The organism is Deltaproteobacteria bacterium GWC2_55_46, assembly GCA_001595385.3.
GTDB lineage: Bacteria > Desulfobacterota > GWC2-55-46 > GWC2-55-46 > GWC2-55-46 > UBA5799.
Map to the genome: position 1 here is coordinate 777,202 of LVEI03000001.1, position 25,987 is coordinate 803,188.

The 25,987-nt window shown below is 56.8% G+C and carries 21 protein-coding genes and 1 pseudogene; 7 read left to right on the plus strand and 15 right to left on the minus strand.

Annotation, left to right across the window (positions count from 1 at the left end):
- Positions 1-82 precede the first annotated feature (82 nt).
- From A2V21_303740 to A2V21_303775, 8 genes and pseudogenes are all read right to left on the minus strand, one after another.
- The gene (locus A2V21_303740) at positions 83-1,441 is read right to left on the minus strand and encodes a phosphoglucosamine mutase (protein OIJ73453.1); all 1,359 of its coding nucleotides are present in this window, start codon (positions 1,439-1,441) and stop codon (positions 83-85) included.
- A 5-nt stretch (positions 1,442-1,446) separates the two neighbouring features.
- Positions 1,447-2,094: a hypothetical protein gene (locus A2V21_303745; protein ID OIJ73454.1), complete on the minus strand. Its 648-nt coding sequence runs from the start codon at positions 2,092-2,094 to the stop codon at positions 1,447-1,449.
- Positions 2,091-2,891, minus strand: a complete 801-nt coding sequence (locus A2V21_303750; GenBank protein OIJ73455.1) for a TIGR00159 family protein — start codon at positions 2,889-2,891, stop codon at positions 2,091-2,093. Before A2V21_303750 ends, A2V21_303745 begins: the two co-directional genes overlap by 4 nt.
- A 1-nt stretch (position 2,892) precedes the next feature.
- Positions 2,893-4,041 carry a dihydropteroate synthase gene (locus A2V21_303755; GenBank protein OIJ73456.1) on the minus strand — a complete coding sequence of 383 codons (1,149 nt, stop codon included), beginning with the start codon at positions 4,039-4,041 and terminating at the stop codon, positions 2,893-2,895.
- Positions 4,042-4,302: 261 nt separating this feature from the next.
- Positions 4,303-6,078, minus strand: a pseudogene (locus A2V21_303760) (cell division protein FtsH).
- A 126-nt stretch (positions 6,079-6,204) separates the two neighbouring features.
- Complete coding sequence (locus A2V21_303765; protein OIJ73457.1) at positions 6,205-7,044, minus strand: hypothetical protein; 840 nt, start codon at positions 7,042-7,044, stop codon at positions 6,205-6,207.
- A 3-nt stretch (positions 7,045-7,047) separates the two neighbouring features.
- Positions 7,048-8,358 carry a ribosome biogenesis GTPase Der gene (locus A2V21_303770; protein ID OIJ73458.1) on the minus strand — a complete coding sequence of 437 codons (1,311 nt, stop codon included), beginning with the start codon at positions 8,356-8,358 and terminating at the stop codon, positions 7,048-7,050.
- Positions 8,359-8,426: 68 nt separating this feature from the next.
- Complete coding sequence (locus A2V21_303775; protein OIJ73459.1) at positions 8,427-9,305, minus strand: GTPase Era; 879 nt, start codon at positions 9,303-9,305, stop codon at positions 8,427-8,429.
- 79 nt (positions 9,306-9,384) lie between these two features.
- On the opposite strand from A2V21_303775, the gene A2V21_303780 reads away from it, so the two are divergent.
- Positions 9,385-10,332, plus strand: coding sequence for a glycosyl transferase family 2 (locus A2V21_303780; GenBank protein ID OIJ73460.1), 948 nt, complete (start codon positions 9,385-9,387; stop codon positions 10,330-10,332).
- A gap of 31 nt (positions 10,333-10,363) precedes the next feature.
- On the opposite strand, the gene A2V21_303785 is transcribed toward A2V21_303780, so the two are convergent.
- Genes A2V21_303785 through A2V21_303815 form a run of 7 tightly spaced genes read right to left on the minus strand, consistent with a single transcriptional unit; the run spans position 10,364 to position 18,229 of the window.
- On the minus strand, positions 10,364-12,148 hold the full coding sequence (locus A2V21_303785; GenBank protein ID OIJ73461.1) for a hypothetical protein: 1,785 nt from the start codon (positions 12,146-12,148) through the stop codon (positions 10,364-10,366).
- A 46-nt stretch (positions 12,149-12,194) separates the two neighbouring features.
- A complete protein-coding gene (locus tag A2V21_303790; GenBank protein ID OIJ73462.1) occupies positions 12,195-12,686 on the minus strand; it encodes a hypothetical protein in 492 nt (163 codons plus the stop codon).
- Positions 12,683-14,092 carry a radical SAM protein gene (locus tag A2V21_303795; GenBank protein OIJ73463.1) on the minus strand — a complete coding sequence of 470 codons (1,410 nt, stop codon included), beginning with the start codon at positions 14,090-14,092 and terminating at the stop codon, positions 12,683-12,685. The genes A2V21_303790 and A2V21_303795 overlap by 4 nt, the downstream gene beginning before the upstream one ends.
- A 14-nt stretch (positions 14,093-14,106) precedes the next feature.
- Complete coding sequence (locus A2V21_303800; GenBank protein OIJ73464.1) at positions 14,107-15,636, minus strand: methionine--tRNA ligase; 1,530 nt, start codon at positions 15,634-15,636, stop codon at positions 14,107-14,109.
- Positions 15,629-16,555 carry a hypothetical protein gene (locus tag A2V21_303805; protein ID OIJ73465.1) on the minus strand — a complete coding sequence of 309 codons (927 nt, stop codon included), beginning with the start codon at positions 16,553-16,555 and terminating at the stop codon, positions 15,629-15,631. The genes A2V21_303800 and A2V21_303805 overlap by 8 nt, the downstream gene beginning before the upstream one ends.
- Positions 16,556-16,589: 34 nt before the next feature.
- Entirely contained in the window at positions 16,590-17,594 is a 1,005-nt protein-coding gene (locus A2V21_303810) for a DNA polymerase III subunit delta' (GenBank protein ID OIJ73466.1), read from the minus strand.
- Positions 17,591-18,229 (minus strand): dTMP kinase, encoded by a 639-nt coding sequence (locus tag A2V21_303815; GenBank protein ID OIJ73467.1) that lies wholly within the window; start codon positions 18,227-18,229, stop codon positions 17,591-17,593. The genes A2V21_303810 and A2V21_303815 overlap by 4 nt, the downstream gene beginning before the upstream one ends.
- A gap of 128 nt (positions 18,230-18,357) precedes the next feature.
- On the opposite strand from A2V21_303815, the gene A2V21_303820 reads away from it, so the two are divergent.
- From A2V21_303820 to A2V21_303845, 6 genes are read left to right on the plus strand one after another with little or no spacing between them, the layout of a single operon-like run.
- Positions 18,358-18,780: a hypothetical protein gene (locus tag A2V21_303820; protein OIJ73468.1), complete on the plus strand. Its 423-nt coding sequence runs from the start codon at positions 18,358-18,360 to the stop codon at positions 18,778-18,780.
- On the plus strand, positions 18,777-19,688 hold the full coding sequence (locus A2V21_303825) for a hypothetical protein (GenBank protein OIJ73469.1): 912 nt from the start codon (positions 18,777-18,779) through the stop codon (positions 19,686-19,688). Before A2V21_303820 ends, A2V21_303825 begins: the two co-directional genes overlap by 4 nt.
- Positions 19,689-19,738: 50 nt before the next feature.
- On the plus strand, positions 19,739-20,119 hold the full coding sequence (locus tag A2V21_303830) for a hypothetical protein (GenBank protein OIJ73470.1): 381 nt from the start codon (positions 19,739-19,741) through the stop codon (positions 20,117-20,119).
- A 24-nt stretch (positions 20,120-20,143) separates the two neighbouring features.
- Positions 20,144-21,442 carry a hypothetical protein gene (locus tag A2V21_303835; protein OIJ73471.1) on the plus strand — a complete coding sequence of 433 codons (1,299 nt, stop codon included), beginning with the start codon at positions 20,144-20,146 and terminating at the stop codon, positions 21,440-21,442.
- Positions 21,439-22,779, plus strand: a complete 1,341-nt coding sequence (locus A2V21_303840; protein OIJ73472.1) for a hypothetical protein — start codon at positions 21,439-21,441, stop codon at positions 22,777-22,779. The genes A2V21_303835 and A2V21_303840 overlap by 4 nt, the downstream gene beginning before the upstream one ends.
- Positions 22,779-25,889 carry a cation transporter gene (locus A2V21_303845; GenBank protein ID OIJ73473.1) on the plus strand — a complete coding sequence of 1,037 codons (3,111 nt, stop codon included), beginning with the start codon at positions 22,779-22,781 and terminating at the stop codon, positions 25,887-25,889. Before A2V21_303840 ends, A2V21_303845 begins: the two co-directional genes overlap by 1 nt.
- The last annotated feature ends 98 nt before the right edge of the window (positions 25,890-25,987 follow it).

Sequence of the window (25,987 nt, forward strand, 5' to 3'; positions counted from 1 at the left end):
ATACAGCGACTGAGTAATTGCGCATAAAGAGCGACAGAACAAAGCAGGTCTGCCTTAGTTTGACACTCTATATACCAGCATATCAGCCTATCTCTTTTTTGAGGACCTCGGCCAGCTCACTGGCCATGGCCGCGATCTCTTCCTTCCTCTCGCCCTCTATGGTTATCCTTGCCAGCGGCTCTGTTCCGGAATAGCGTATGAAGGCCCGCCCCTTGTCCTTGAGCTTCTCCTCGACATCCTTCAGGGCCTTCGCCACCGCGGGGATGGAGCCGAGGTCTTTTTTCTCCCTGACCTTTACGTTAAGGAGTATCTGCGGGTAGGTCGTCATCACCTTCGCGAGCTCTGAAAGCGGCTTGCCTTCCTGTACCATCATCTTCAATACCTGAAGGCCGGATATGACCCCGTCGCCCGTGGTCGTATGGTCGAGATAGATTATATGCCCGGACTGCTCTCCGCCGAGGTTGTACCCGCCCCTCAGCATCTCCTCGACCACGTACCTGTCGCCGACCGCGGTCCGTATGACCTTGCCGCCGGCGTTTCTGATGGCCTCCTCGAAGCCGGAGTTGCTCATTATGGTCGAAACTACCGTGTTGCCCTTGAGGGTCCCCTCTTTAAGCATGCCTGAGGCGCAGATGGCGAGTATGTAGTCTCCGTCGAGGACATTGCCGCGCTCGTCGACCATTATGCACCTGTCGCCGTCGCCGTCCAGGGCAAAGCCCACGTGCGCGCCGGTGGCCCGCACGAGGGAGGCGACCTTTTCAGGGTAAAGGGCACCGCACTCGTGGTTGATGTTCTCTCCGTCCGGGCTCACGCCTGTTGTTATGACCTCCGCGCCGAGCTCGTAGAATACGGATGGGGCAACCTTGTATGCCGCCCCGTTGGCGCAATCGACGGCTATCTTCAATCCGTCGAGGGTAAGCTCCTTGGGGAACGTGTTCTTCGCGAAGACGACGTACCTGCCGATGGCGTCATCTACCCTGTAGGCCTTTCCCACCTCTCTGGCGGTGGGCCTGTGGCTCGGGTCGTGGTTCTCGAAGATGAACTGCTCTATCTTAAGCTCAAGGTCGTCAGGGAGCTTAAGCCCGTCCCTTGAGAAGAACTTGATGCCGTTGTCCTGGTAGGGGTTATGCGAGGCGGAGATGACGACACCCGCGTCAGCGCGCATGCTCGATGTGATGAAGGCTATGCCGGGCGTCGGGAGAGGCCCCACCATGAGCGCGTCTACCCCCATCGAGCAGATCCCGGCCATCATGGCGCTCTCGAGCATGTAGCCAGAAAGCCTCGTGTCCTTGCCTATGACTATCCTGTGCCTCCTGGCCTCCTGCTTGAATATATACGCTATCGCCCTGCCAAGCTGAAGGGCCATCTCCGAGGTCATCGGCTCGATATTGGCCACTCCCCTCACACCATCAGTGCCAAAAAGCCTTTTCTTGACTCGCATGGGGCTTATCTCTCCTTCCTTATGACTATCTTTACATCCACCTTGTCCGCGCTCAATGTCCTCAAATCCATCCCTGAGGCGTCTACAGTGGCAGAGAGGCTTACCGATGAATCGAGGCCGGAGACGTCGACCGGCCTTGTGTAGAGCTCTCGAAGGTCCCTTATCCCTTTTTTCGTGCCGCTCGCGGCCACCGTCCTTGGAAAGACCAGCACGTCCGCGACCCTGTAGCCGTGGGCCGGCCTGCCGGAGATCCTTACCCTCACAGGCAGCTCGACATTTATGAGCCTCTCAAGTCTAAAGTCTATCGAGCTCGGCCTGAACCTCTGCACGTCGACTCCCAATGGTGTCCTTATGTCGCCGGGCTGTATGCGGTATGTATTGAGCCCTTCCTTCGCTCCGCTCAAGTCAAGCTCGGCTGTTATCTGGGAAGAAGAAAGATTGCCGATGAAGAGCTTTGGCCCGGTGACCCGCACCTCCACCTCGTCAGGCGGCATGCTCGTCATGATGAGGTCTTTGGGGACCCCCTTGAAGCCCACGGGGACTATAAAGCCCACCTCGGTCCTCGACTGCCCGGCCACAAAGAACCATAACGCGGTGGCAAATACGAGGGCAAGGGCCTTTAGCCGCAAGTTCGACGAGAAGAGCACCTTCATTTTACCGGCGCCCTCCAGGGGAATATGTCCTTCCTGGGATAGCCTTTGTGCGCGAAGAGCTTTTTGAGGTCCCCAAGGAGCTTGTCGGCGCCGAGGTCTACCTGCAGGCCATCCTCCACGACAAGCGTCATCTCCCCGGTCTCCTCGGAGACGACTATTATGGCGGCGTCCGTCTCCTCGGCAAGTCCTATGGCAGCCCTGTGCCTGGTCCCCATCGAATTGGAAAGCTCCCTGGCCGTAAGTGGCAGTATGGCGCCGGCCCTTGAGACCCTGCCGTTCTTTACGATTATCGCGCCGTCATGGATAGGCGAGGCCGGGTTGAATATCGACAATATAAGCTCCTTCGAGACCCTGGCGTCGAGCTCTACCCCGGCCTCCTCCCCAACAAAGTCGCCAAGGTCGATCGAGCGCTCGAGAACCACAATGCCGCCTGTCCTCTCCTTGGACATCTTGGAGACGGCCTTCACTATCTCTTCGAGGAGCCCCCCTGAGTTCATGGTGTCGCGGGTGCTGAAGGGCTTGCCCATCTGGACAAGCGCCCTCCTTATGTCCTGCTGAAAGACGACTATCAAGAATATTACTATCGACCCGAGGAAGTTCGACAGTATCCAGTGGAGCGTAAGCAGCTCAAAGCGTTGGGAGACGAAATAGACCACCACGATGATGGCTATCCCCCAGAGCATCCTCTCTGCCCTGGTGCCCTTGAACATGAGCATGAGCCAGTAGAGGACGAAGGCCACTATAGCGATATCGAGTACCGCTATCACGGTATTGATGCCGAAGATATTCTCTATCATATTATCTATGGTTTACGATTGCGTCCGCCACCAGCGCCGCGTCCTTTGCCTCTTTCACGTCATGGACCCTCAGGATGGAAGCCCCGTTCATGACCGCGGCAACCGAGGCGGCAAGGGTCCCGGAAAGCCGCTGCCCGGCATCCGCTCCGCCGGTTATCCTGCCGATGAACGACTTTCTCGAAGCCCCCACGAGCACCGGCCTGCCGAGCGATTTAAACTCCTTCAACCTGCCGAGTATTTCAAGGTTGCCTTCCATCGATTTACCGAAGCCCAGGCCGGGGTCTACGATGATGCTGTCCCTGTCTATCCCCCTTGAGACCGCGAACTCGACCCTGCCATGGAGCCAGCCGTAGACCTCGCCCATGAGGTCGGCGTAGCGGGTATCAAGCTGCATCGTCTCCGGAGTGCCTCTCCTGTGCATGAGTATGACAGGCGCTCCGCTTGCCGCCGCCACATCTGCCATCGCGTCGTCAGCCGTCAATGCGCTCACGTCATTTATTATCGAAGCTCCGGCTTCAAGGGCCGCCTTCGCGACAGCGGCCTTCGTAGTATCTATTGATACGGTAAGCCCTGCCTTTGATAAAGCCTCTACGACAGGAAGAACGCGCTTCAACTCATCCTCCGCGCAAATGGGCTTTGCCCCAGGCCTCGTCGACTCTCCGCCGACGTCTATCCAGCGGGCTCCCTCTTCGGCCATCTCAAGCCCTCTGGCCGCCGCCTTGCCACGATCGACGAAGGCGCCCCCGTCAGAGAAAGAGTCCGGGGTGACGTTCAGTATGCCCATTATAAGAGTAGACGGGCCTATGGTGAAGCTCTCAGCGCCGCCCTTTACAACATAGGTCCGCTGGTCCATACCCTTGATGGCCTCCTTCATCGAGGCGGCTATCTCAGGGAGGCCGAATGCCTGGCGGGCAAGCTTCTCGAAAAGAGCAAGGAAGTGCGCCATGGTGCCGGAGACTATGGCGTCCGTCCGCTCTACCGAGCACGAGGCCACGCCTCTGGCAACAGCCGCCTCGCCCCCTATGGAGAGGATGTCCTGCTTGAGGATATTCGCCTGGGCGGGGGTAAGCCCTTCTACCTTGAGGTTATAATGGAGCTGCTTGGGGGCCATTATCCTGGCCCCGGCCGGATCCACGCCGATCCGCTCCATCTCCGAGCGCGACCTATCGGCACAAGCTATCTCAAGGCATCTTACAGGCAACCTCACCAGAGTCTATCCGGAAGAAATTTTATCGGAATATAAACCGGCCGCTTGTGCGGCCGGTTTATGAACGACAGATAGGCGTAAACGGGATTTGGGCCGCGGCTACTTTACGGAAACCCCGAGGCTGGCCGCGTCCTCAGGCTTGAGCGTCTCAGGCCTGGACCCGGAAGGCCCAGGGTCAGCTGGCCCCTCGTCGTCGCCGGAGAATATGAGCCTGTCTATCTCTGGGCCGTCCAGGACCTCTTTTTCAAGCAAGGCCTTTGCGAGCCTGTGCAGGACGCCCATGTTCGAGTCGATGAGCTTCCTGGCCCTGGCATAGTTCTCGATGACCGTCTTCTTTATCTCGGAGTCTATCTCCTCGGCGGTCTCTTCGCTGAAATCTCTCCGCTGCGCCATCTCTTTGCCGAGGAATATATGCTCTTCCTTCTTGCCGAACGTAAGCGGGCCGAGTTTATCGCTCATGCCCCATTCGCATACCATCTTGCGGGCAAGCTCTGTGGCCCGTTCGATATCGTTGCCGGCGCCTGTGGTCATGTGGTGAAGGACAAGCTCCTCCGCCGCCCTGCCGCCCATGAGCACCGCTATATTGTTGATGAGATATTCCTTGCTGTAGGTATGCCGCTCGTCTATCGGGAGCTGCTGCGTAAGGCCAAGGGCCATGCCCCTCGGTATTATCGAGACCTTGTGTATGGGGTCTGTGCCGGGTATGAGCCTCGCCACGAGCGTATGGCCAGCCTCGTGGTAAGCAGTACTTTTCTTCTCGGCCTCGTTTATAATCATGGACCGCCTCTCGGCGCCCATGAGGAGCTTGTCTTTCGCCTCGTCGAACTCGGCCTTCTCAAGCTTGTCCTTGCCCCTCCTGGCGGCAAGTAGGGCCGCCTCGTTCACCAGGTTTGCAAGGTCTGCGCCGGAAAAACCCGGTGTGCCCCTTGCGATGACATCCATCTCGACGTCGGGCGCGAGCGGGGTCTTAGAGGTATGTACCCGGAGTATCTCCTCCCTGCCCTTTATGTCGGGCTTGAGCACGACAACGTTCCTGTCGAACCTTCCCGGACGGAGAAGGGCCGGGTCGAGCACGTCCGGCCTGTTGGTGGCGGCTATGATGATGACGCCCTCGTTGGACTCGAAGCCGTCCATCTCGACGAGGAGCTGATTTAAAGTCTGCTCCCTCTCGTCATGGCCGCCGCCAAGGCCAGCGCCCCTGTGGCGGCCCACGGCGTCGATCTCGTCTATGAATATTATGCAGGGCGCGTTCTTCTTTCCCTGCACAAAGAGGTCCCTTACTCTCGATGCGCCGACCCCAACGAACATCTCAACGAAATCGCTCCCGGATATAGAGAAGAAAGGGACGCCTGCCTCTCCGGCTATCGCCCTTGCGAGAAGGGTCTTACCGGTGCCCGGAGGGCCTACCAGAAGCACACCCTTGGGGATGCGTCCGCCAAGGCGGGTAAACTTCTTCGGGTCCTTCAGGAACTCAATTACCTCCTCGACCTCTTCCTTGGCCTCTTCTATCCCGGCTACGTCCTTGAAGGTCACCCTGTGCTGGCTCTCGTTAAGGAGCTTGGCCCTGGATTTGCCGAAGCTCATGGCCTTGCCCCCGCCGCTTTGCATCTGGCGCATGAAGAATATCCAGACCCCGATGAGGAGTATCATCGGGAACCATGAGACGAATATGGTGCCCCATGAAGGGCTGTCCACGACCGGCTCGGCGGCGATCTTTACTCCGCTCGACCTGAGCTTCGATATGAGGTCAGGGTACTGGGGGGAGAATGTCTGAAAGACCTTGCCGTCCTTGTATTTGCCGTTTATGTTATTACCCTGGATCGTGACCTCGGATACGTTCCCGGACTCGACCTGCTGGATAAAATCGCTGAAAACGACCTTTTCTAAGGATGGCTGCTTGTAGCTTATAAGGTTAAACATCAGCACGACTGTGGCTATGATTATGAGCCACATGGCTATGTTCTTATATAGCTGGTTCATCTATTCCCCTTTGTAATGAGTTGTTTTCATTCAAATTTAAATAAAAACATTCTGTCATATATTTCTGGATTTTACAATAAAAATCTCCGTTTATTTGACGCTTAACCCTTCTGAAAACGGGCTTTTTTATATAGCGTGCCCTTTTTTTGACCTCAGGTAAGAGGCCCTGGCCATGGAGGCGGCGAAAAGAAAGATATTCATCGTATAGAATATCCACAAAAGCAGTATCATGAGGGTGCCGAGCGACCCGTAGAACTTATTATAGCTCAGGAAATTGGAGACGTAGAGGGCGAAGAGCTGCTTGGCCGCCTCCCACAGGATGGCAAAGAGCGCGCTCCCGAAAAAGGCGTGCCTCAAGTCGAGGTTCCCCCCGGCAAGCACCCTGTAGACAACAGCTATCACAAGAGATATCAGCATAAGTGGCGCGAGGTATCCGAAGACAAGGATAAGGAGAAGCCCGTAGACGTAACCAAGGCCGAAGAGGTCTATCTCGAACCTGTCAAGAAAGAAGAAAAGCGCTGTCACCGATATCGAGGCCAGCGCGGACATTATTGCCAGGAATATCACGACGAGGCCTATCAGCCTGGTCCTGAAAAAACCGAACCTTTCCTCTGTATCGAATATCGAGGTAAGGGCCTTTACCATGGCGTTGAGGACGAGTTCGGCGCCTGAGATGAGAGAAAGGAGGCCCAGCCATCCGAAGGTCTGCCAGTTCTCCGAGAGCGTCCTTAAGTCCCTGACAAGCCCTCCACCGATATACGGGAGGCTCTCCCTGACCATGCCGATTATCCTCTCCTCAAGGTCGGGCCTGGCGCCGAGGACAAAGCCTGCGCCCGCGATTATAAGGAACATTATCGGGATCAGTGAAAAGAAGGCGTAAAAGGAGATGGCGGCCGCGTTTGTCATGCTGCCGTTTTTGCGGAATATCCTTATGCCCTCACTGGCGGCGGATATGAATTCCCTCATGCCTCAATGCCTTCTCCTGAAAACGAGCCGGAGCGGGACCTCCTCAAGGCCGAGGGCCTCCCTCAGGCCGGATGTGAGGTATTTTTCATAGGAAGGCTCCACCCCCTCTGGGTGGTTTGCGAAGATTATGAATGTCGGCGGCATGGTGCCTACCTGGGTAGCGTAGTAGAACTTGACCTCCTTGCCCCTGAAGGACGGCGGCCGGTGCCTGTTCGTCACAGACTCAAGGGCGCTGTTGATGGCCGAGGTCGCTATCTGCCTCCTGGATTTCTCGACGAGCCCGTCGACAGTCTCCAATACCTTCGGGACCCTCTGCCCGGATAGCGCGGAGATAAAGAGCACCGGGGCGTAAGAGATGAATGGGAGCTTCCCCCGGAGGGTATCCTTCGCGTGGTCGGCGGTCCTGGTGTCCTTTTCGACGAGGTCCCATTTGTTGACGACCACCATGCAGCAGCGCTTCCTCTCCTCGATGAGGCCCGCGATCTTTTCGTCCTGCGTCTTTACGCCGTCCTTGCCGTCGATGACAAGCACCGCCACGTCGCATCTTTCTATCGACCTTATCGCCTCCATGACGGAGTAGGTCTCGACGGTCATGCTGACCTTGTTCTTCTTCCTTATGCCGGCGGTGTCTATGAAGAGGTACTTTCCCCCGCCGAGGTCTACCGGCATGTCAACAGGGTCTCTCGTGGTGCCGGCGATGTCGCTGACGATCGCCCTTGGCTTTCCTATTATCCTGTTCAGGAGCGAGGATTTTCCGACGTTCGGCCTGCCGACTATGGCTACCCTTATCCTCTCCTCGTCAACAGGCGCCGGCGAGCGCTCCGGGAGCCTCTTCATTATCTCGTCTATAAGCTCGTTTATCCCAAGGCCGTGCTCGGCTGATATGCCGAGCGCCTCTTCGATGCCGAGCGAGTAAAAATCAGCGGTGAGCGCGGCCTGCCTGGGCGTGTCTATCTTGTTCACGGCGTAGATAACGGGCTTGCCGGCCTTCCGGAGCATGCCTACGAGGTCGGAGTCCTGAGGAGTCAATCCAACCCTTCCGTCCATGACGAATACTATGACGTCGGCGTCCTCGATGGCGACCCGTGCCTGCTCCCTCACCTGATCGAGGATTATATCGCCGGTGGCGGCCTCGAAGCCGCCGGTATCGACGATCGTGAACGGGCGCGCCTCTTCTTCGACGTCCGCGAAGTTAAGATCCCTTGTGACCCCCGGCATGTCGTGGACTATCGCCTTTTTCCTGCCCAGGAGCTTATTGAAAAGCGTCGACTTGCCGACGTTCGGCCTGCCGACGATAGCTACTATAGGTTTCATTTACTGTGCCGCGCAATCCTTTCCAAACTTTTAGAAGCTGAATAAATAATATGATTTTCAGCAGGCTGCTAATACCCGAATTCTTTTAACGCCCCCGGCTTCTTCGTCCACTCCTTCTGAACGCGGACGAACAACTCAAGGAATACCTTCGAGGCGAGGAGCTTCTCGATATCTTCCCTCGCGGCGGTCCCTATCTTCTTGAGCATCGCGCCGCCCTTGCCGATTACGATGCCTTTCTGCGAGTCCCTCTCGACGTTTATGGTGGCGGCGATGGAGATGACCTCTTTTTTTTCCTCGAACCTGTCGATAGTGACGGCTACCGAATACGGTATCTCCTCCCTTGTGAAGATAAATACCTTCTCCCTCACTATCTCGGCTGCTATGAACCTCTCCGGCACGTCCGTCAATACGTCGTCGGGGAAGTACTTCGGCCCCTCTGGCAGGAGAGCGGAAAGGGTATTGACCAATAGCTCCACACCCTCTCCCTTGAGGGCGGAAAGAGGTATTACGTCTTTAAAGGCGTACATCTTCGTGTACCGGTCGATGATAGGGAGTATCAACCTCTTGTCGACCCTGTCCACCTTGTTTATGCCGAGGAGCACCGGGCACTTGAGCCTTTCCAGCGCCTTTATGATGTAGAGATCGTCCTCTGATACGGTCCTGTCTGCCTCGACAAGGAGCACCACCGCGTCCACGTCCCGTATCGACGAGACAGCCTGCTTGACCATGAACTCGTTAAGGAGGCCCTTGCCCTTGTGGATGCCGGGGGTATCCAAGAATACTATCTGGCAGCCGTCGAGGTTTTTGACCCCCCTTACGACGTTCCTTGTCGTCTGCGGCTTTGGCGAGACGATAGATATCTTCTCGCCCAGTATGCTGTTCAACAGGGTGGACTTGCCCGCGTTGGGCCTGCCTATGATGGAAACAAAACCCGATCTGAATGACATTTGTTTAGACTCCGATATTTCAGGATACCATTATAGGATTAAGGTGTCAAAATGGTTTATTTTATGCTAATAAGGAGCCATGGCAGAAGACATTGACAAATTCACCGTCTCGGTAGTGGTCCCTTGCTTCAACGAGGAGGGCAACATAGAAAAGGTCGCCTCCAGCCTTCTCCCGATATTGTCCGCTTACCCCGGCTACGAGATAATCTTCGTGAACGACGGCAGCAGGGACAGGACGCTGGAGGTCATCAAACGGCTCCACGCGGCGAACAGCAAGATAAAATACATCTCGCTTTCGCGGAACTTCGGCCACCAGAACGCGCTAAGGGCCGGCATCGACCACGCCTCAGGCGATTGCGTTATCTCCATGGACGCTGACATGGAGCATCCGCCGGAGCTGATACCCGCCATGATAGAAAAATGGCGCGAAGGCCATGAGGTCGTATTTACCATCAGGGAAGAGAACCCGAATCTCTCATTTTTCAAAAGGACGTCAGCCAGGATATTTTACAGGCTGATGAGCAGTCTCTCCGACTTAGAATTCGAACATGGCACGGCAGACTTCAGGCTCCTGGACAGAAAGGCCGTGGACGCGTTCAGGGAGATGCCGGAAGGGTTCCTCTTCGTAAGGGGCATGGTCAACTGGATGGGTTTCAGCCAATTCGGGATGAGATACGCGCCGAACAAAAGGACGTGCGGAGAATCGAAGTACTCTTTCAGGAAGATGCTCTTCCTGGCGATGAACGGGATAACGTCGTTCAGCACCAAGCCACTTCACCTGTCGACGCTGCTCGGCTTTTTTATCGCCTGCTCGTCTTTCCTGTACGCTTCATACGCCTTCTTCCTGAAGATATTCACCGACAGGGCCATATCGGGCTGGACCTCGGTCATCATAAGCGTCCTCTTTATCGGCGGGGTGCAGCTACTGATGCTCGGCATAATAGGCGAATACCTCGGAAGGCTTTTCATAGAATCAAAAAGAAGGCCGCACTACATCGTGAAGGAAAGATCCCTGCCAAAGGATTGACCGGAGACCCGCCCTCTTTTTCCCTCCCGGGTCAGTATGCCCTGTAATAAGCCGCGAAGTTATACTCGTTTACGTATCTCCTGTACCTGGAGCGGTCAAGCCAGGGTGAGTCCGCGAGGAACTTCTCCTCAGCTCCCGGGAATATTACTATGGCCTTTATGACGCTCCTGTCAGGGATGGAGTCCAGCCCCTTGCCGCCATACAACTGGCCGGCGGAATTTATGAGCGTAGAGTCAAAGGCGTTATATGACGTACTGGTCATGACCGGATGGAAATAAAGGTTGGTCCGTCCGGACTTGATGTTCAGGTACCTTTTTAGAGAAAGCGCCCATTCGTAATTGAGCGCCGGGTCTCCGGCTACGACTATCAGGTCGTCCCTTCCGGTGTTCTCCTCGATAGACGCGATCCATTCGTTCGTGGTCCGGCCCTGAAGGGCAGAAAGAAACCCTTTATCAAAGGAGATCGACAGGTTAAAAAGGACCGCCCACGCCGCAAGCAGCATGAGAAGCGTCTTCTGGTTCAAGTACCTGCCGACGGCGGCTGTCCTGCTTGCGTAGGCGCTGAAGGCGGCGATAGCAAGGAGGATCCACGGTATCACCTGCTGTGACGCCTTGTGAAAACCGGCTGTGGCAAAGGCCATTGAAGGCACCTTTCTGAACTGAGAGAGCGCTTCAAGGTTGGGTACGGTGAAGGTTATCGAAAGCTTCGGGCCGCTCATCATCCACGCCCCGATAAGGACGGAAGCCGCGGCTGCGCCCCATCCCGCCAGAGAGCGCGCGCTGAATGACTGCCTCCGGGCTTTCATCTTCTCCCCCACGAGAGTTATCATCTGTACGGACATAAAGGCCAGGCCGAAGGCGCCGGGGAGTATGTACCTTTCGCTTACGCCTGATTTCGCGTAGACAAGCGCCTGCGGGACTACCGACAACAAGAGAAGCACCATGGACGGCATGACCTCGCGGGCGGCCCCCAGGGCGTCCCTTGATGTAGCAAGCAAAAGCGCCAGCCCGGCGAGTATGAGCCAGCCCTGGGCGGCGAAGAGGTAATTTACGATCGCCGAAAGGAAGGAAAGGGCGCTAAAGCCCTCATAGCCGGCATAGCCCGTGCCAGAGGTTCCTATCATGAGCTTGATAAAAAGAAGGCCTGCCGCGCTTGCGGCAAGGAGGACCGCTATGGGAACGGCATTCTTTTTCGCAGCTTCGAGCCAACCCCGGCAACTCAAGCGGCTGGCCCAGACCTTGAAGAACAGCATCGCGGGGATAAAGGGGATGAAGGTCTCCTTTACCAGCATCATGAGGATACCCGCGAGCACGAAGAGGGCGTCAAAGGCAAGGCTCTTCCTCTTCGCGCCGAGAACGGCGGAAAGGGACATAACCGACAGGATGAACATAGCCAGAGTCTCGCCCGGGCCAAACCTCCACCAGATGGCGGACTGAAATCCGAGAAGCAAAAGCAGCGGGAACAGGAGCGCCTCAAAAAGACCGAAGCCCCAGACCAGAAGAGATGCCGAGAAAAAGGCGGAAGAGAGCCATGCCAGGACCCCGGTATATACGCCCCAGGCAAGAAAGCCTGTCCCGAAGAGCTTTATCTCGACAAGCCTGTGTATGTAATAGAGCGGACGGAACCTGCCTGAGGCCATGTCGCCGCCGATGAGATCCACCGCCGTGGTGAATAGGCCCGTACCCTTCATGCTCTCGGAGAAATATACGATCTCGTGGTCGTCGGTAAAATGGAAGCCGGATGTGAGGGTCCCGGCAAGGGCGAGGAAAACGGACCAGAATATCAGGAAGAAGATGAACGGAACGGCCTTTTTCATATCAAATGAGAGTTAACCTTTCTAAAACGGCTGGGCCTGTCTTAAGTTACCAATCCGCCTCTGTCTGGTAGATCGACATAACCCCGCCGGGATCTTGCCAGCTATAGAGCTCCTTAAGGGGGAGGCGCTCCCTGAAATCGCTCTCCAAGGTATTTGGCGTGTCAGTTGGCGTTATGAAGAGCAGGTAGTCGCCGTTTTTTATGGCCGCAGGGTCGAATTCCCGATCAAAAGATACAAGCGCGAGCTTCCTCTGGTAGAGCTGGTACTTGATCCTCATCTCATAGAAGCCGCCCCTGGAACTGCGTGGTGGGAACGGGTTGAAGAAAAAGACCTTTGAGCCGCGCGGTATCAGCTCTTCGGCCTTTATCGCGAACCTGTCTATGGGCTTTACCGTCGCGGCATCCCTTACAGCGGGTTCCGTCTGGAGGAGATACGCGAATCTTACCCCTTCCCACTCTGCCCTGAAAAGGGCGATGGAGCCGCCTATCCAGACGGGGAGCAACAGAACCAGGAGCTTTGATCTCAACAGGAGCTTCATCCGACGGTATTATATTCCCTTACCCTGAACCTTACCCCGAGGTCGTCCTCAGCGACTTTGCGGCAGGCCTCGATATCGAGGCCCGGGACGCTTACCGCCGAGGCTATGACCTTCGGGATGTGCTTTTTGGCTTCCCTGATGAAAAAAAGTATCGCCGGGTAGGCATTATCCCCGAAGGGCGTCTTTATGAGCTTCTGGTAGGTCTGTGAATCAGGGGCGTTCAGGCTCACCGATACGCAGTCAACGAACTGAAGCTCCGGCAGCACGTTCCTGCCGTGCACCAGGTTGGCAAGGCCGTCGGTGTCTATCCTTATCTTGCAGCCCCTGCGCTTCAGGTACATGCCGACCTCCTTGACGAGGTCGACCCGGAGGAGCGGCTCCCCGAAGCCGCAGAATACGATCTCGTCGTACTTGTCTTCCGGGTCAGGTCCGGCGGCGGCTATCACCTCGGCGAAGGTCGGCTCCTGGCGGAGCCTCAGGTAGTGCCCCTTCACCGTATATGACTTGAACTTCGCGCAAAAGGTGCAGTAGTTGGAGCACCTGTTGGTGATATTGAGGTAGAGCGAGTTCCTTATCGGGTAGGCTATCCTGGCCTTTTCATCGACCGCCTTGAGCCCGAAAAGCTCCTCGGCATTGAGTGTTGTTATCCTGGCCACGTCATCGGCGCTCAAGCCCTTCAAGCGCGCTATCTCCCTGGCCGTCTCTACCACGAAGGCAGGCTCGTTCCTCCTGCCCCTGTACGGCTCAGGCGCAAGATACGGGCAGTCTGTCTCAACGAGCATATTCTCTATGGGGACCGATTTGACGACCTCCCTTAACGCGCCGGATTTCGGGAAGGTAATGACCCCGGTAAACGACAGATAAAAGCCCATGTCGAGGGCGGCCTTTGCCATCTCCTTTGAGCCGGAGAAGCAATGCACCACACCCCCTACCTCTTCGGCGCCCTCAGCGCGCATCACCTCAAGGGTATCCTCCTCGGCATCCCTGGAGTGGACTATAAGCGGAAGGTTCAGCTCCCTGGCGAGCCTTATCTGCCTGGCGAAGACCTCTTTTTGCGCCTCTCTCGGCGAATGGTCGTAATAGTAATCGAGACCGGTCTCTCCTATGGCCACGAGCCTGCCGCCGCCCTCTTTTTTCAATGCGACGCGCCTTATCTCTTCCCATGGGCCTGAGCCAACGGCGTCCCTGGCCTCATGCGGGTGCACGCCGAGCGCGAGATAGAGGAAGTCGTATTTCTCCAGCACGCTCAGTACCGGTCCATAGCCGTGCTCGCGGCTCCAGCAGCCTACCGTTATCACGGATTTAAGCCCGGCCTCTTTGGCTCTCCTTACGACGACGTCTATGTCTTCGGCGAACCTCGGGTCGTCGAGATGGGCGTGCGTGTCTATCAGTAAAGGCTTTTCCATCGATGATCTTCTTTTTACTGAATCCTCGGAAAAAGCGGCGGCATCTTCGTTATCCTTGAGCCGGATAACGAATCACCCCAGGCCACAGCCTCGTCAAAGTTTGCCTGCGAGATATTCTTTTCGAGCCCCAGGCTCTCCCATATCTTCTGCGCTGAGCCTGGCATGGCAGGATAGGCGTATACGGCCACAATCCTCAAGCCCTCGGCAAGGGTCGCGAGCACGGTCGAAAGCGCCGCCTCGTCCTTCTCCTTCCATGGGGCGGCCTTGTCGACATAGGCGTTGAGCTCTCTTACCACAGCCCAGACCTTTGAAAGGGCGTCGTAGAAGTTAAGATCATCTATCCTCTCCTCGTACTGACGAGGGAGTTCGCTAAAGAGCAACCTTACCCTGCCCTCAAGCTCTCCGCGCTCGACAGACCCGGACGGGATAATGCCGCCTCTATACTTCTCTATCATCGTAACCGACCTGCTCAAGAGGTTTCCCAGGTCGTTGGCCAGGTCGCTATTGATCCTTCCCACGAGCGCCTTCTCGGAGAAGTCCCCGTCGACCCCGAAAGGCACCTCCCTTAAAAGGAAGTACCTGAAGGGGTCCACCCCGAACTTCTCGGCGGTTGCCCAGGGGTCGACCACGTTGCCCTTTGACTTGCTCATCTTCTGCCCGTCTACCGTCCACCAGCCGTGGGCGAAGACCTGCCTCGGCGGCTCGATACCCGCTGCCATGAGGAATGCGGGCCAATATACGGCATGGAACCGCAATATGTCCTTGCCTATGAGATGGACGTCGGCGGGCCAGTATTTTTCATTCCGGCCGGTATCGTCAGGATATCCGGAGGCTGTGAGATAATTTGTGAGCGCGTCGAACCAGACGTACATGACATGCCTGGGGTTGCCTGGCACGGGGATGCCCCATGTGAATGAGGTCCTGCTGACGCTCAAGTCGCGGAGGCCTTCCCTCAAGAAGGATGTAATCTCGTTTCTCCTGTTCTCAGGCCTTATGAACCGTGGGTTATCCCCGATGTGCTTAAGGAGCTTCTCGCCGTACCTGGAGAGCCTGAAGAAATAGCTCGGCTCCTTTAGCTTCTCCACCGCCCTGCCGCAGTCAGGGCACTTCATGTCAACGAGCTGTTTTTCAGTCCAGAAGCTTTCGCACGGGGTGCAGTACCAGTCCTCGTACTCGCCAAGGTAGATATCGCCGTTTTTGACGGCGGTATCCCAGAGGCGTTCTACAGCCTTCCTGTGCCTCTGCTCGGTAGTGCGTATGAAATCGTCATTCGATATGTTGAGCCTGGCCCATAGGTCTTTAAACCTCTGCCCGACCCCTGTAGCGAAATCCAGCGGCGCGAGCCCCGCGGCTGCCGCGGCCTTCTCGACCTTCTGGCCGTGCTCGTCGGTGCCGGTGAGAAAAAATACGTCAAGGCCCTTGAGCCTTTTGAACCTCGCCAGGCAATCGGCGGCGACGGTGGTGTAGGCATGGCCTATGTGCGGGACGTCGTTTACGTAATATATGGGGGTGGTGACGTAAAAAGTCTTCTTCTCCTCAGGCATTCTCTTGAGCCCCTTGCCCCTTTCCCTCTTTGCCCTTCTCTTCTTCCTTGTTCTGCTGCTCTACCCTTTTCCCAGGCTCTTCCCTCTTTTTCTCCTTACGGCCATGGTCCCTGCTGCCGTGCCTGCCGCACCCGCCGCAGCCGTTCTTATGACCCTGCCCCTCGGCGGCCTTGCCCGGCCTCTTCCTGTCCCGGTCCCTGTCGCCCTTCTCCTTCTGAGGAGCCACTTCCCCTTTATCCCTATTTTCCTTCTCCTTTTCCCTCTCCTTCTTCCTCTCGTTCTGGTAGAAGTCGTGCTCGTAGGAGAGGCAGCACATAAGCCTGCCGCAGATGCCGGAGATCTTAACGGGGTTAAGGGCCAGGTTCTGCTCCTTGGCCATCTTTATGGTCACAGGCTCGAAGTCGGCGAGGAAGCCTGAACAACAGAGCTCCCTGCCGCAGGGCCCCAGGCCGCCTATCATCTTGGCCTCGTCCCTTACGCCTATCTGGCGCATCTCAATCCTGGTATGGAAGGTCGCCGCGAGGTCCTTCACAAGCTCCCTGAAATCCACCCTCAGGTCAGAGGTGAAGTAGAATATCGCCTTGCTCGAGTCAAAGAGGTACTCCACCCTGATAAGCTTCATAGGGAGGCTGTATTTTATTATCCTCTCCTTGCAGATTCTGAAGGCCTCGTACTCCCTCTCCGTATTGAAGCCGAGCCTCTCTATGTCGACAGGGTCGGCCTTTCTGACGATCTTTTTGAGCTGCCTGGCTATACTGGCAGGGTCGGCCTCCCTGGGGCTGTAGACCACGGTACCCATGCCGAGGCCCCTTTCGACCTCGACTATGACCGCGTCCCCGGGGTTAAGCTCTATCTCGCCTGACTCAAAGTCATAGACCTTGCAGGCCTTCTTGAACCTTACTCCAGCTATCTTTACCATCTATCGTTTACCTCGCAGTAGCCTTTCTCCAGCGCTACATGGAATGCGCGCCTGAGAGCCTCAGCATGAGCGCCTCGAGCGTCAGTTGTTTGTTCCCGTACCTAGGCGGCGAGATGTTCTTTTTCGCCTCCTCCACCGCCTGGAAAGCGGAGCGCAGGCGGTTGAAGCCTTCGACCCGATTGTCCTTCATCTGCCTTTGCATATCTATGTTGGCTATGAGGTGGGCCGCGCCCTCAAGGGCCACTATCCTGTCCCTGTACCACGACTTTAGGAAGTCAAGCATCTCGTCGAGGTCGTCGCGCTTTGAAAGCTCCTCGGCGAACTTAAGCGCCTCATCCGCGTCGTCCGGACCAAGCGCCGAAAGCCTCTCGATAACCGCCCTCCCCTTATGGTGCGCCCCATCATCTATATAGGCTGAGGCCCTTGAAAGCGACCCCTCGGAAAGGCGGGCCACGGCCCCGGCCTCGGCTGGGGCGACGCCCTTCTTCTCGATGAGGAAGGCCCTTACCGTCTCCTCAGGGAGCGGCCGGAAGTTTATCCTGTGGCACCTGGAAAGGACGGTGGGAAGGAGCTCTGCCGGCTTTGAGGATATGAGTATTATGACCGAATCCCCGGGAGGCTCTTCAAGGGTCTTGAGGAAAGCGTTGGCCGCCGCTGGCATGAGCCTGTCTGCCCTGTCGATGATTACTGCCTTCATGCCCCGTTCGGCCTTGTACCTGAGCGCCCCCTGTACCTCCCTTACCTGGCCTATCCTGACCAGCCCAAGCTCATCCGGCTCCCCATCTGCGTCAACAGGACCGACCTCTAACAGATTGGGGTGCGTGCCTGCGCACATCGCGACACAGTCGCCGCAAGCGCCGCAAGCGTCCCCGCCCCCAGCCGAGCAGTTTAGCGCCAACGCGAACGCCCTTGCGACAAGCTTTTTTCCTATGCCATCGGGGCCGGCAAACAGATGCGCGTGCGCCACCTTCCCGGCGGCGATAGCCTGCTTGAGTACGCCTATCGCGCGGTCATGCCCAAGTATGCCCTGGAAGCTCATCCTTTGATCCAAACCCTATCAATAATATCACATATCTGCCTGTGGACCGTAGAGATTTCCGCCGAGCCCTCGACGACCTTTATCCGTGCCTCCCTTTTCGCGGCCTTAAGAAAACCGTCCCTTACCCGTCTATGAAAGTCTATCTCTTCCTTCTCAAAACGGTCCTCCCTTGCCCCCCTGGCCGACGCTATCCTCGAAAAGGCCCGCTTGAGCCCGTCTTCTACCTCGCAATCTATAAGTATCGTGATATCAGGGACGAGGCCGCCGGTTGCGATGCTGTTTAGCTTTCTGATCGACGCCCTTTCAAGCCCCCTGCCAAAACCCTGGTAAGCGAGGGTCGAATCGTAAAACCTGTCCGAGATAACGACCTTGCCGGCGGCAAGCGCTGGCTTCACAACGCGTGTTACGAGCTGGGCCCTGCATGCCTCGTAAAGGAATAGCTCGGCCCATGGGTCGACAGATTCTTCAGCGCTCTCAAGGAGTATGGCCCTTACCTTCTCGCCAAGAAGAGTCCCCCCCGGCTCCCTCACGGCAACGACCTCTTTGCCCTTTTTTTCGAGATAGCCTTTAAGGAGGTTTAGCTGGGTGGACTTGCCGCAGCCCTCGATGCCCTCGAATGTTATAAAGAAACCCAAAAAACCTCCGAAATACTGTCTGGAATGGCTTCAATTTTCACAAATATTACAGTAAACCGCCCTGATTGGCAAGGAATTCCGCTTGACTTTCTATACATTGTCGAATAATATGAGGTCGGAAGGTACTTATGACAAAAAGCGCCAATTTTGAAAACTATGGAAAGCTCCTCGGCCCGCTTGAGCAGGAATTGATGGAACTCCTCTGGAGAAAAGGAGAAGCAAGCGGCAGGGAGGCCCACGCTCAGATAGCCTCCTCCAGGCAGGTCGCCCTTACGACCGTACTCACAGTCCTTGAGAGGCTCGCCAAAAAGGGGCTGGTCAAGAAGGTGAAGGGCGAAAGCGTATTTATCTTCAGGCCAGGATACAGCAGGGACGAGTTCGCAAAGGCGGTCTCCCATGACGTATTCAGGGGTATTATGGACATATCCTCGGCCGGGATATGCGCCTCTTTTGTCGATGCCCTCGCTGACACCGACCCTGGTGAGCTGGAGAGGCTTTCAGTCCTCATCGAATCCAAGAAAAAAGAGCTGCGCGTAAAGGTGGATAAATGACAACGTTTGCGCTCCTCCCGGTCATGCTCCTGGCTATCACCGCAGCGTGGCTCGCATACGCCCTTCCCGGCCTTCTCTCATATACGGGCTCCATCGCCGACGCCTGCCAGAGCATCTTCGTAAGGTGCGTGGAGATATTCTCACTGGGAAAGCTCTTCATCTTCTGGTCAGGGGCGCTTCTTGTGCTCTCAGGCATCGTATATGCCTCTTTCCGCGCAGCTTTTGATATTGTTAAAACAAACAGGGCGATAAAGAGGCTCCCGCTCTCTAAAAGATGCGCCGGGTTTATCCTTATAAACGATGACAGCCTCAAGGCCGCGTTCACGCACGGCCTTCTGAAACCGGCGGTCTACCTGTCCAGGGGCCTTCTTAAGAGCCTTTCAAATGAAGAGCTGAAGGTAGTATTGCTCCACGAACTCAGCCACAAGAAGAGGAAAGACCCTCTCAGGTTCCTCGCCCTCGGCTTCCTGAGGAACGCCTTCTTCTACTTGCCCGCCATCGGGCGCATTGTCTCTTTCTCGAGGCTTAGAAGCGAGCACGCGGCCGATGACGCGGCGGCGAGGACAGGCGGTCAGGTGAGCCTCGCATCGGCGATACTAAAGGTGGCCAGGACGGCGCTGCCGGTCCCATCCATAACCGGGAGCCAGGAGCAGGTCTCAGGCAGGATCAGAAGGCTTCTCGAGGACAAGGAGCATTCCTTTTTAGTCCCCCGCGCTCAAGCCATCTTGAGCTTCAGCATAGCCATCGTCCTTGCGGCTTCTCTCGCCATGCCCCTTTACGCCGGCACCGAGGCGCACGAGTGCACGATGGAGCACTGTAAAATGCATGTAGACCAGGTGAACGGTTGCAAGACACATTGCGAAAAACACGGGCACATACACGACCACAGCCATCAGCACCCGCATTGATTTTTTTTGGATATTGATTCTACGACTGGTAGAAAAAGGAGGATATACAAATGAAGAAAAAGACGATATCAACCGCGGCACTGGCCGTCGCCGGAGCCCTGTTCATCTCAGCGCAGTCCTATGCTGATGTAACAGCAAAAGCCGCCGGGGACCTGAAGGCGACCCTTTCAACAGACCCGGCAAAATCGATGGTCGATCTCTTCCTTAAGGAATTTAAGAGCGGGAACGCGATAACGAGCGCGAAGGTAAAGGCCAGGGTGACCTTCCCCAACGGCACGACGGTCGAAAAAGAGCTTATCGGCATGAAGATGGGCGACGCCTACTCCTACATGAACTCTCTGGACTTCTCAAGGAAAGGCAGATATATTTTCAACATCACTATCGTTACTCCAAAGAAAACCGTCAGTATGGAGTTCACTCACCGTATCTGACCTGCCATAGGGAGGCTTTTGTGTATGCGGACGGTCTTCTCACGAGCGGCTTTGCTCATTGCGCTCCTCGCCCCTTCGCCATGGATATTCGCGGAGGAGCCACTTCTTCTCGCTCCCCTTCTCGAAGAGGCGCGGGAAAAGAACCCGGAGCTTCGGGCCCTCAGGGAACGTGTCGAGTCTTTGGATGCAAGGACAAGAGCCATTGGGAGGCTCGATGATCCGACCCTCAAAATAGAGCTTGAGGACCTCTCCACCGACCGCCCCCTCGACATATCGCCTGACGACGCGATGCTCACGAGGTACACCTTCTCACAGATGCTCCCCTTTCCGGGAAAATTGCGGCTGCGCGAGAGGATCGCCTCCAAAGAGGCGCTCTCAGCCAGGGCCGAGCTTTCATCCCGAACGCTAGATGTCTCGCAGATGATAAAGGAGGCCTTCTTCGATTACGCCTTCCTTGACGAGTCGGTCCGCATAAACATGGGCATAAAAGAGCTACTTTTGGATGCCGCGAAGACAGCCGAGGCGAGATACGCTACAGGCCAGGTCCCTCAGCAGGACGTCCTGAAGCTCAACGTCGAGCGGTCGATGGTCACGAACGAGATAATAGCCCTTGAGGCCGAAAAGGAGGTCGCCGCCGCGAGGCTCAAATCGCTCCTTGACAGGCCGCAGAAAAGCGAACTCGCCTCCCCCGGAGAGCTGCCGAAAGAGAGGGCGGCCTTCGACACAAATGAGCTTATCGACACGGCGGTCGCGTCAAGTCCTGATGTTAAGATGGCGGAAGCGGCGGCACAGGCAGGCGAGCTGGGGGCAGACCTCGCAGGCAAGAACTACTACCCGGATTTCATGGTAGGCATCGCGCCCATACAGCGGGACGGCAGGTTCGACAACTACGACCTCATGTTCCAGATGAACATACCGATATGGAGGGGAAAGTACGACTCTCAGGCGAAAGAAGCGAAGGCCGCGGCCACGTCCGCCCGCTCAAGGCTTGCCAACGAGAAGAACCGCAAGGGCTTCGAGGTAAAAAGCGCCGCTATCCAGGTGGGCGCGTCAGACAGGGCCAGGGAGCTTTACGAGACGACCCTCATCCCGCAGGTAGAGCTCTCCTATGAATCGGCCTTGAGGAACTACCAGGCCGGGAAGATAGACCTCATTACGCTCCTTGATACCGAGCGCGAGCTCCGGAGGACGAGGATAGAGTACCTGCGGACGATACTCGGATACAACAAGCGCCTCGCCGCGCTTGAACGCGCCGTCGGCGCTGACATAAGGAAAGGCGCGACATCCCTTGAATCTACAGGTGTTGCGGACATGACTGAATGAAAAAAACAACAACCGCACTCTTATTTTTGGCTATCGGGCTCATGGCCGGCTCTGCCGCCGTGTGGTTCCTTACGCATGGCGATAAGGAACCGTCGGCAGCGGTAGCCAGGCAGAAAGGCGAGCGCGGGATAATCTACTACAGGAACCCGATGGACCCGGGCGTGACATCGCCTGTGCCCATGAAAGACCCGATGGGCATGGACTACATACCAGTCTACAAAGACGAGGCGGCTGCCGAAGCCATGAAGCCCGGCACGGTGCGTATAACACCGGAGCGCATTCAGAAGATAGGCGTCAAATCAGAGCCCGTTGAGAGAAGGCCATTAAACCACGTCATACGCACGGTCGGCAGGGTAGAGCCAATTGAAGAGAAGGTCCATATCATAACGGCCAAGGTACCGGGCTGGATAGAAAAGCTCTACGTCAACAGGACCGACGCGATGGTCGGCAAGGGAGCGATGCTCCTCGAGATATACAGCCCGGAGCTCGTCTCAGCCCAGCTGGAGTACCTGATCGCGCTCGAGGGCCTCAAGAAGGTGAAGGATAGCCCGTATAAAGACGCGCGCGAAGGGGCCGAGACGCTGCTGCGGGCCGCAAGGCAGAGGCTCAGGTACTGGGACATAACGGAAGACCAGATAAACGCACTTGAGGCGCGGGGCACTGCCGCGAGGACAATGGCCATAAGGTCCCCGGCCGGCGGGTCGGTTACCGAGAAGATGGTGGTCGAAGGGCAGAAGATCGAGGCCGGGGAGCCGCTCTTCAAGATCATAGACCATTCCAGCGTCTGGGTATACGGCGAGATATACGAGTACGAGATGCCTTACATAAAGATGGGGCAGTCGGCTCTCCTTACCTCGGCCTATTCACCCACAGACAGGTATACGGGGAAGATAGAGCACATATACACCCACCTCGGCTCCATAAGGTACACCCCTGAGGAAGGCACAGAGGTGAGGACCGCCAAGGTGAGGTTCGCCCTCCCCAACAGGGAGCACAGGCTCAAGTTCGGGATGTACCTCAATATCGAGATATCGGTGCCCATAGCCAGGCGGCCGCTCTCTGTGCCTGAATCCGCCGTCATAGACACGGGTGTCAGGCAGCTTGTGATAGTGGACAGGCGCGACGGCACCTTTGAGCCCAGGGAGGTGAAGCTCGGGGCCATGGGCGATGGTATGCGCGAGGTGCAAAAGGGCGTTGCTGAAGGAGAATGGGTCGTGACCTCGGCCAACTTCCTCGTGGACTCCGAAAGCAACCTCAAGGCCGCGGTAAGCTCCATGGGCCACGCGAAAGGCGAAGAGGCGGCCGGACAAGCGCCTGCCCAGGGGCAGAAGCGCTGATGCTCAAGAAGATAATCGAGATATCGGTAAAGCACAGGCTCCTTGTACTCCTTTTCACCGTCTTCATCACAGGCTGGGGCATATGGACCATATACAAGACCCCGATAGACGCCATACCCGACCTCTCTGACGTACAGGTCATAATCTTTACCGAATACCCGGGGCAGGCCCCGCAGGTCGTAGAAGACCAGGTCACCTATCCTCTCACGACGGCGATGCTTGCCGTGCCGAAGGCGAAGGTGGTAAGGGGCTACTCCTTCTTCGGGGTCTCCTTTGTCTATATAATCTTCGAGGACGGAACCGACATCTACTGGGCCCGCAGCAGGGTCCTCGAGTACCTGAACTTCGCCGCCAACAAGCTCCCCTCAGGCGTCTCCCCTTCTCTCGGCCCTGACGCCACAGGCGTAGGCTGGGTCTACGAGTACGCCCTTGAGGGCAAGGGATACAGCCTCGCGGAGCTCCGCTCCATACAGGACTGGTTCGTAAGGTACCAGCTCACCTCAGTGCCAGGGGTATCTGAAGTCGCCTCCATCGGCGGCTTCGTAAAACAGTATCAGGTCAACATAGACCCCAACAGGCTCGTAACCCACGACGTCACCATAGACGACGTGGTAAAGGCCCTCCGGATGGGCAACCGCGACACCGGAGGCCGGGTCCTTGAGATGGCCGAACGGGAGTACATGGTCCGCGGCCTCGGCTACATAAAGAGCATCCCCGACATAGAGAATATCGTCTTGAAGGTAGACCGCACCGGCACGCCCGTAAGGATACGGGACGTGGCGAGGGTAGAGATCGGCCCGGATGAAAGAAGGGGCCTTGCGGAGCTTGACGGCGAGGGTGAGGCCGTGGGCGGCATAGTCGTCATGCGCTTCGGCGAGAACGCCCTCACCGTCATAAACGGGGTCAAGGCAAAGCTCGATGAGATAAAGGCCGGCCTACCCCCAGGCGTGAGCGTCAGGCCCGTCTACGACAGGAGCGAGCTTATCTACAGGGCCATAGAGACCTTGAAGGAGAAGCTCATAGAGGAGTCTATCCTCGTCTCGATAGTCTGCATAATATTCCTCCTCCACTTCAGGTCATCTCTCGTCGCCATAATAATGCTGCCCATAGGCATACTCGTCTCGTTCATCGTCATGTACTCGATGGGCATCAACGCCAACATCATGAGCCTCGGCGGCATAGCCATAGCCATCGGCGCCATGATAGACGGCGCCATCATAATGGTCGAGAACTGCCATAAGCACCTCGAGCGCGAAAGCGGCAACGGAAGCAACAAGCCCCATTGGGATATCGTCACGCAGGCCGCGAAGGAGGTTGGCCCCGCCCTTTTCTTCTCGCTCCTCATCATAACCGTCTCCTTCATGCCCATATTCACGCTGGAGGCGCAGGAAGGCAGGCTCTTCAAGCCCCTTGCCTACACAAAGACCTTTGCCATGGCCGCCGCCGCCATACTCTCCATCACCCTGGTGCCGGTCCTCATGGGGATATTCATAAGGGGCAAGATCCGCCCCGAGGAGCACAACCCCATTACAAGGTCGCTCATCTGGGTCTACAGGCCGGCCATAGAAAAGGTCTTGAAGTACAGGAAGGCGACGATATTCGCCGCCATAGGGGCCCTCGCCTTAACGGCCTTTCCAATCGCCAGGATCGGAAGCGAGTTCATGCCCGCTCTCAACGAGGGGACGCTCCTTTACATGCCCGTTACGCTCCCCGGCGTCTCGGTAACAAAGGCCGCCGAGATACTCCAGACGCAGGACAAGATAATCAAGAGCTTCCCTGAGGTCGAAAGCGTCTTCGGCAAGGCCGGGAGGGCGCTTACAGCCACGGACCCGGCGCCCTTCGAGATGTTCGAGACGGTAATAAACCTGAAGCCCATGGACGAGTGGCGCCCCGGCATGACAACCGACAAGCTCATCGAGGAGATGGACTCCGCCCTCGACCTCCCCGGCATAACGAACGCGTGGACGATGCCGATAAAGGCCAGGATAGACATGCTCTCGACAGGTATCAGGACCCCGGTGGGCATAAAGGTCTTCGGCAAGGACTTGAACGAACTTGAGAAGGTCGCCCTCGACGTGGAGTCGGCTGTCAAGAAGGTGCCGGGGACCTCGAGCGCCTACGCCGAGAGGATAGTCGGCGGCTACTACCTCGACATAGACATAAAAAGAGAGGAGGCCGCGAGGTACGGCCTCAGGATAGAGGACATACAGGACGTGGTGATGTCAGCCATAGGCGGCGAGAACGTGACCACGACCGTCGAGGGGCTTGAGCGCTACCCGGTGAACGTAAGGTACAAAAGGGAATTGAGGGACAACGTCGACAAGCTCGGCAGGGTGCTTGTGCCGACCATGTCAGGCGACCACATACCGCTCTACCAGGTGGCTGACCTGAAGATCAAGATGGGCCCGCCCGGCATAAGGACAGAGGACGCCCTTCTTACGACCTGGATATTCGTCGACGTAAGGGGCAGGGACATCGGCGGGTATGTAAAAGAGGCAAAGGCCGCGGTCGCGGATAACGTAAAATTCCCGCCGGGCTATTACGTCAGCTGGAGCGGACAGTACGAGTACATGCAGAGGGCGTATTCCAAGCTCAAGGTCATCATACCGCTTACGCTCCTCATCATATTCCTGCTCCTGTACTTCAACTTCAAGAGCTTGACGGAGTGCCTCATAATACTGCTTGCCATACCGTTCTCGCTCATCGGCGCGGCGTGGCTGATCTATCTCCTCGGGTATAACCTCTCGATAGGCGTGGCGGTGGGGTTCATAGCCCTGGCCGGACTTGACGCGGAGATGGGCATAGTCATGCTCATCTACCTGAACCAGGCCTACAACCAGAGGAAGGAGGCCGGCAGGATGAACAACTGGGCTGACCTGCACGAGGCCATAATCGACGGAACTGTCTTGAGGGTGCGCCCAAAGCTCATGACCGTGACCGCGATAATCGCGGGACTTCTTCCCATCATGTGGAGCACCGGCACAGGGGCCGACGTCATGAAGAAGATAGCCGCCCCGATGGTCGGCGGCATGTTCACATCGGGCCTCCTCGAGCTCCTTGTCCTCCCTGCCATCTACGCCGTATGGAAAGGAAGGAATCTCCCCCGGTAGCCCACAACTACCTCTCGGGATTCTCTGCTATAGTAAATTGTATAGGCTGAATGGCGGGTTCTGCCGCCTTTCAGCCACATACCCTACGGAGGTCATGA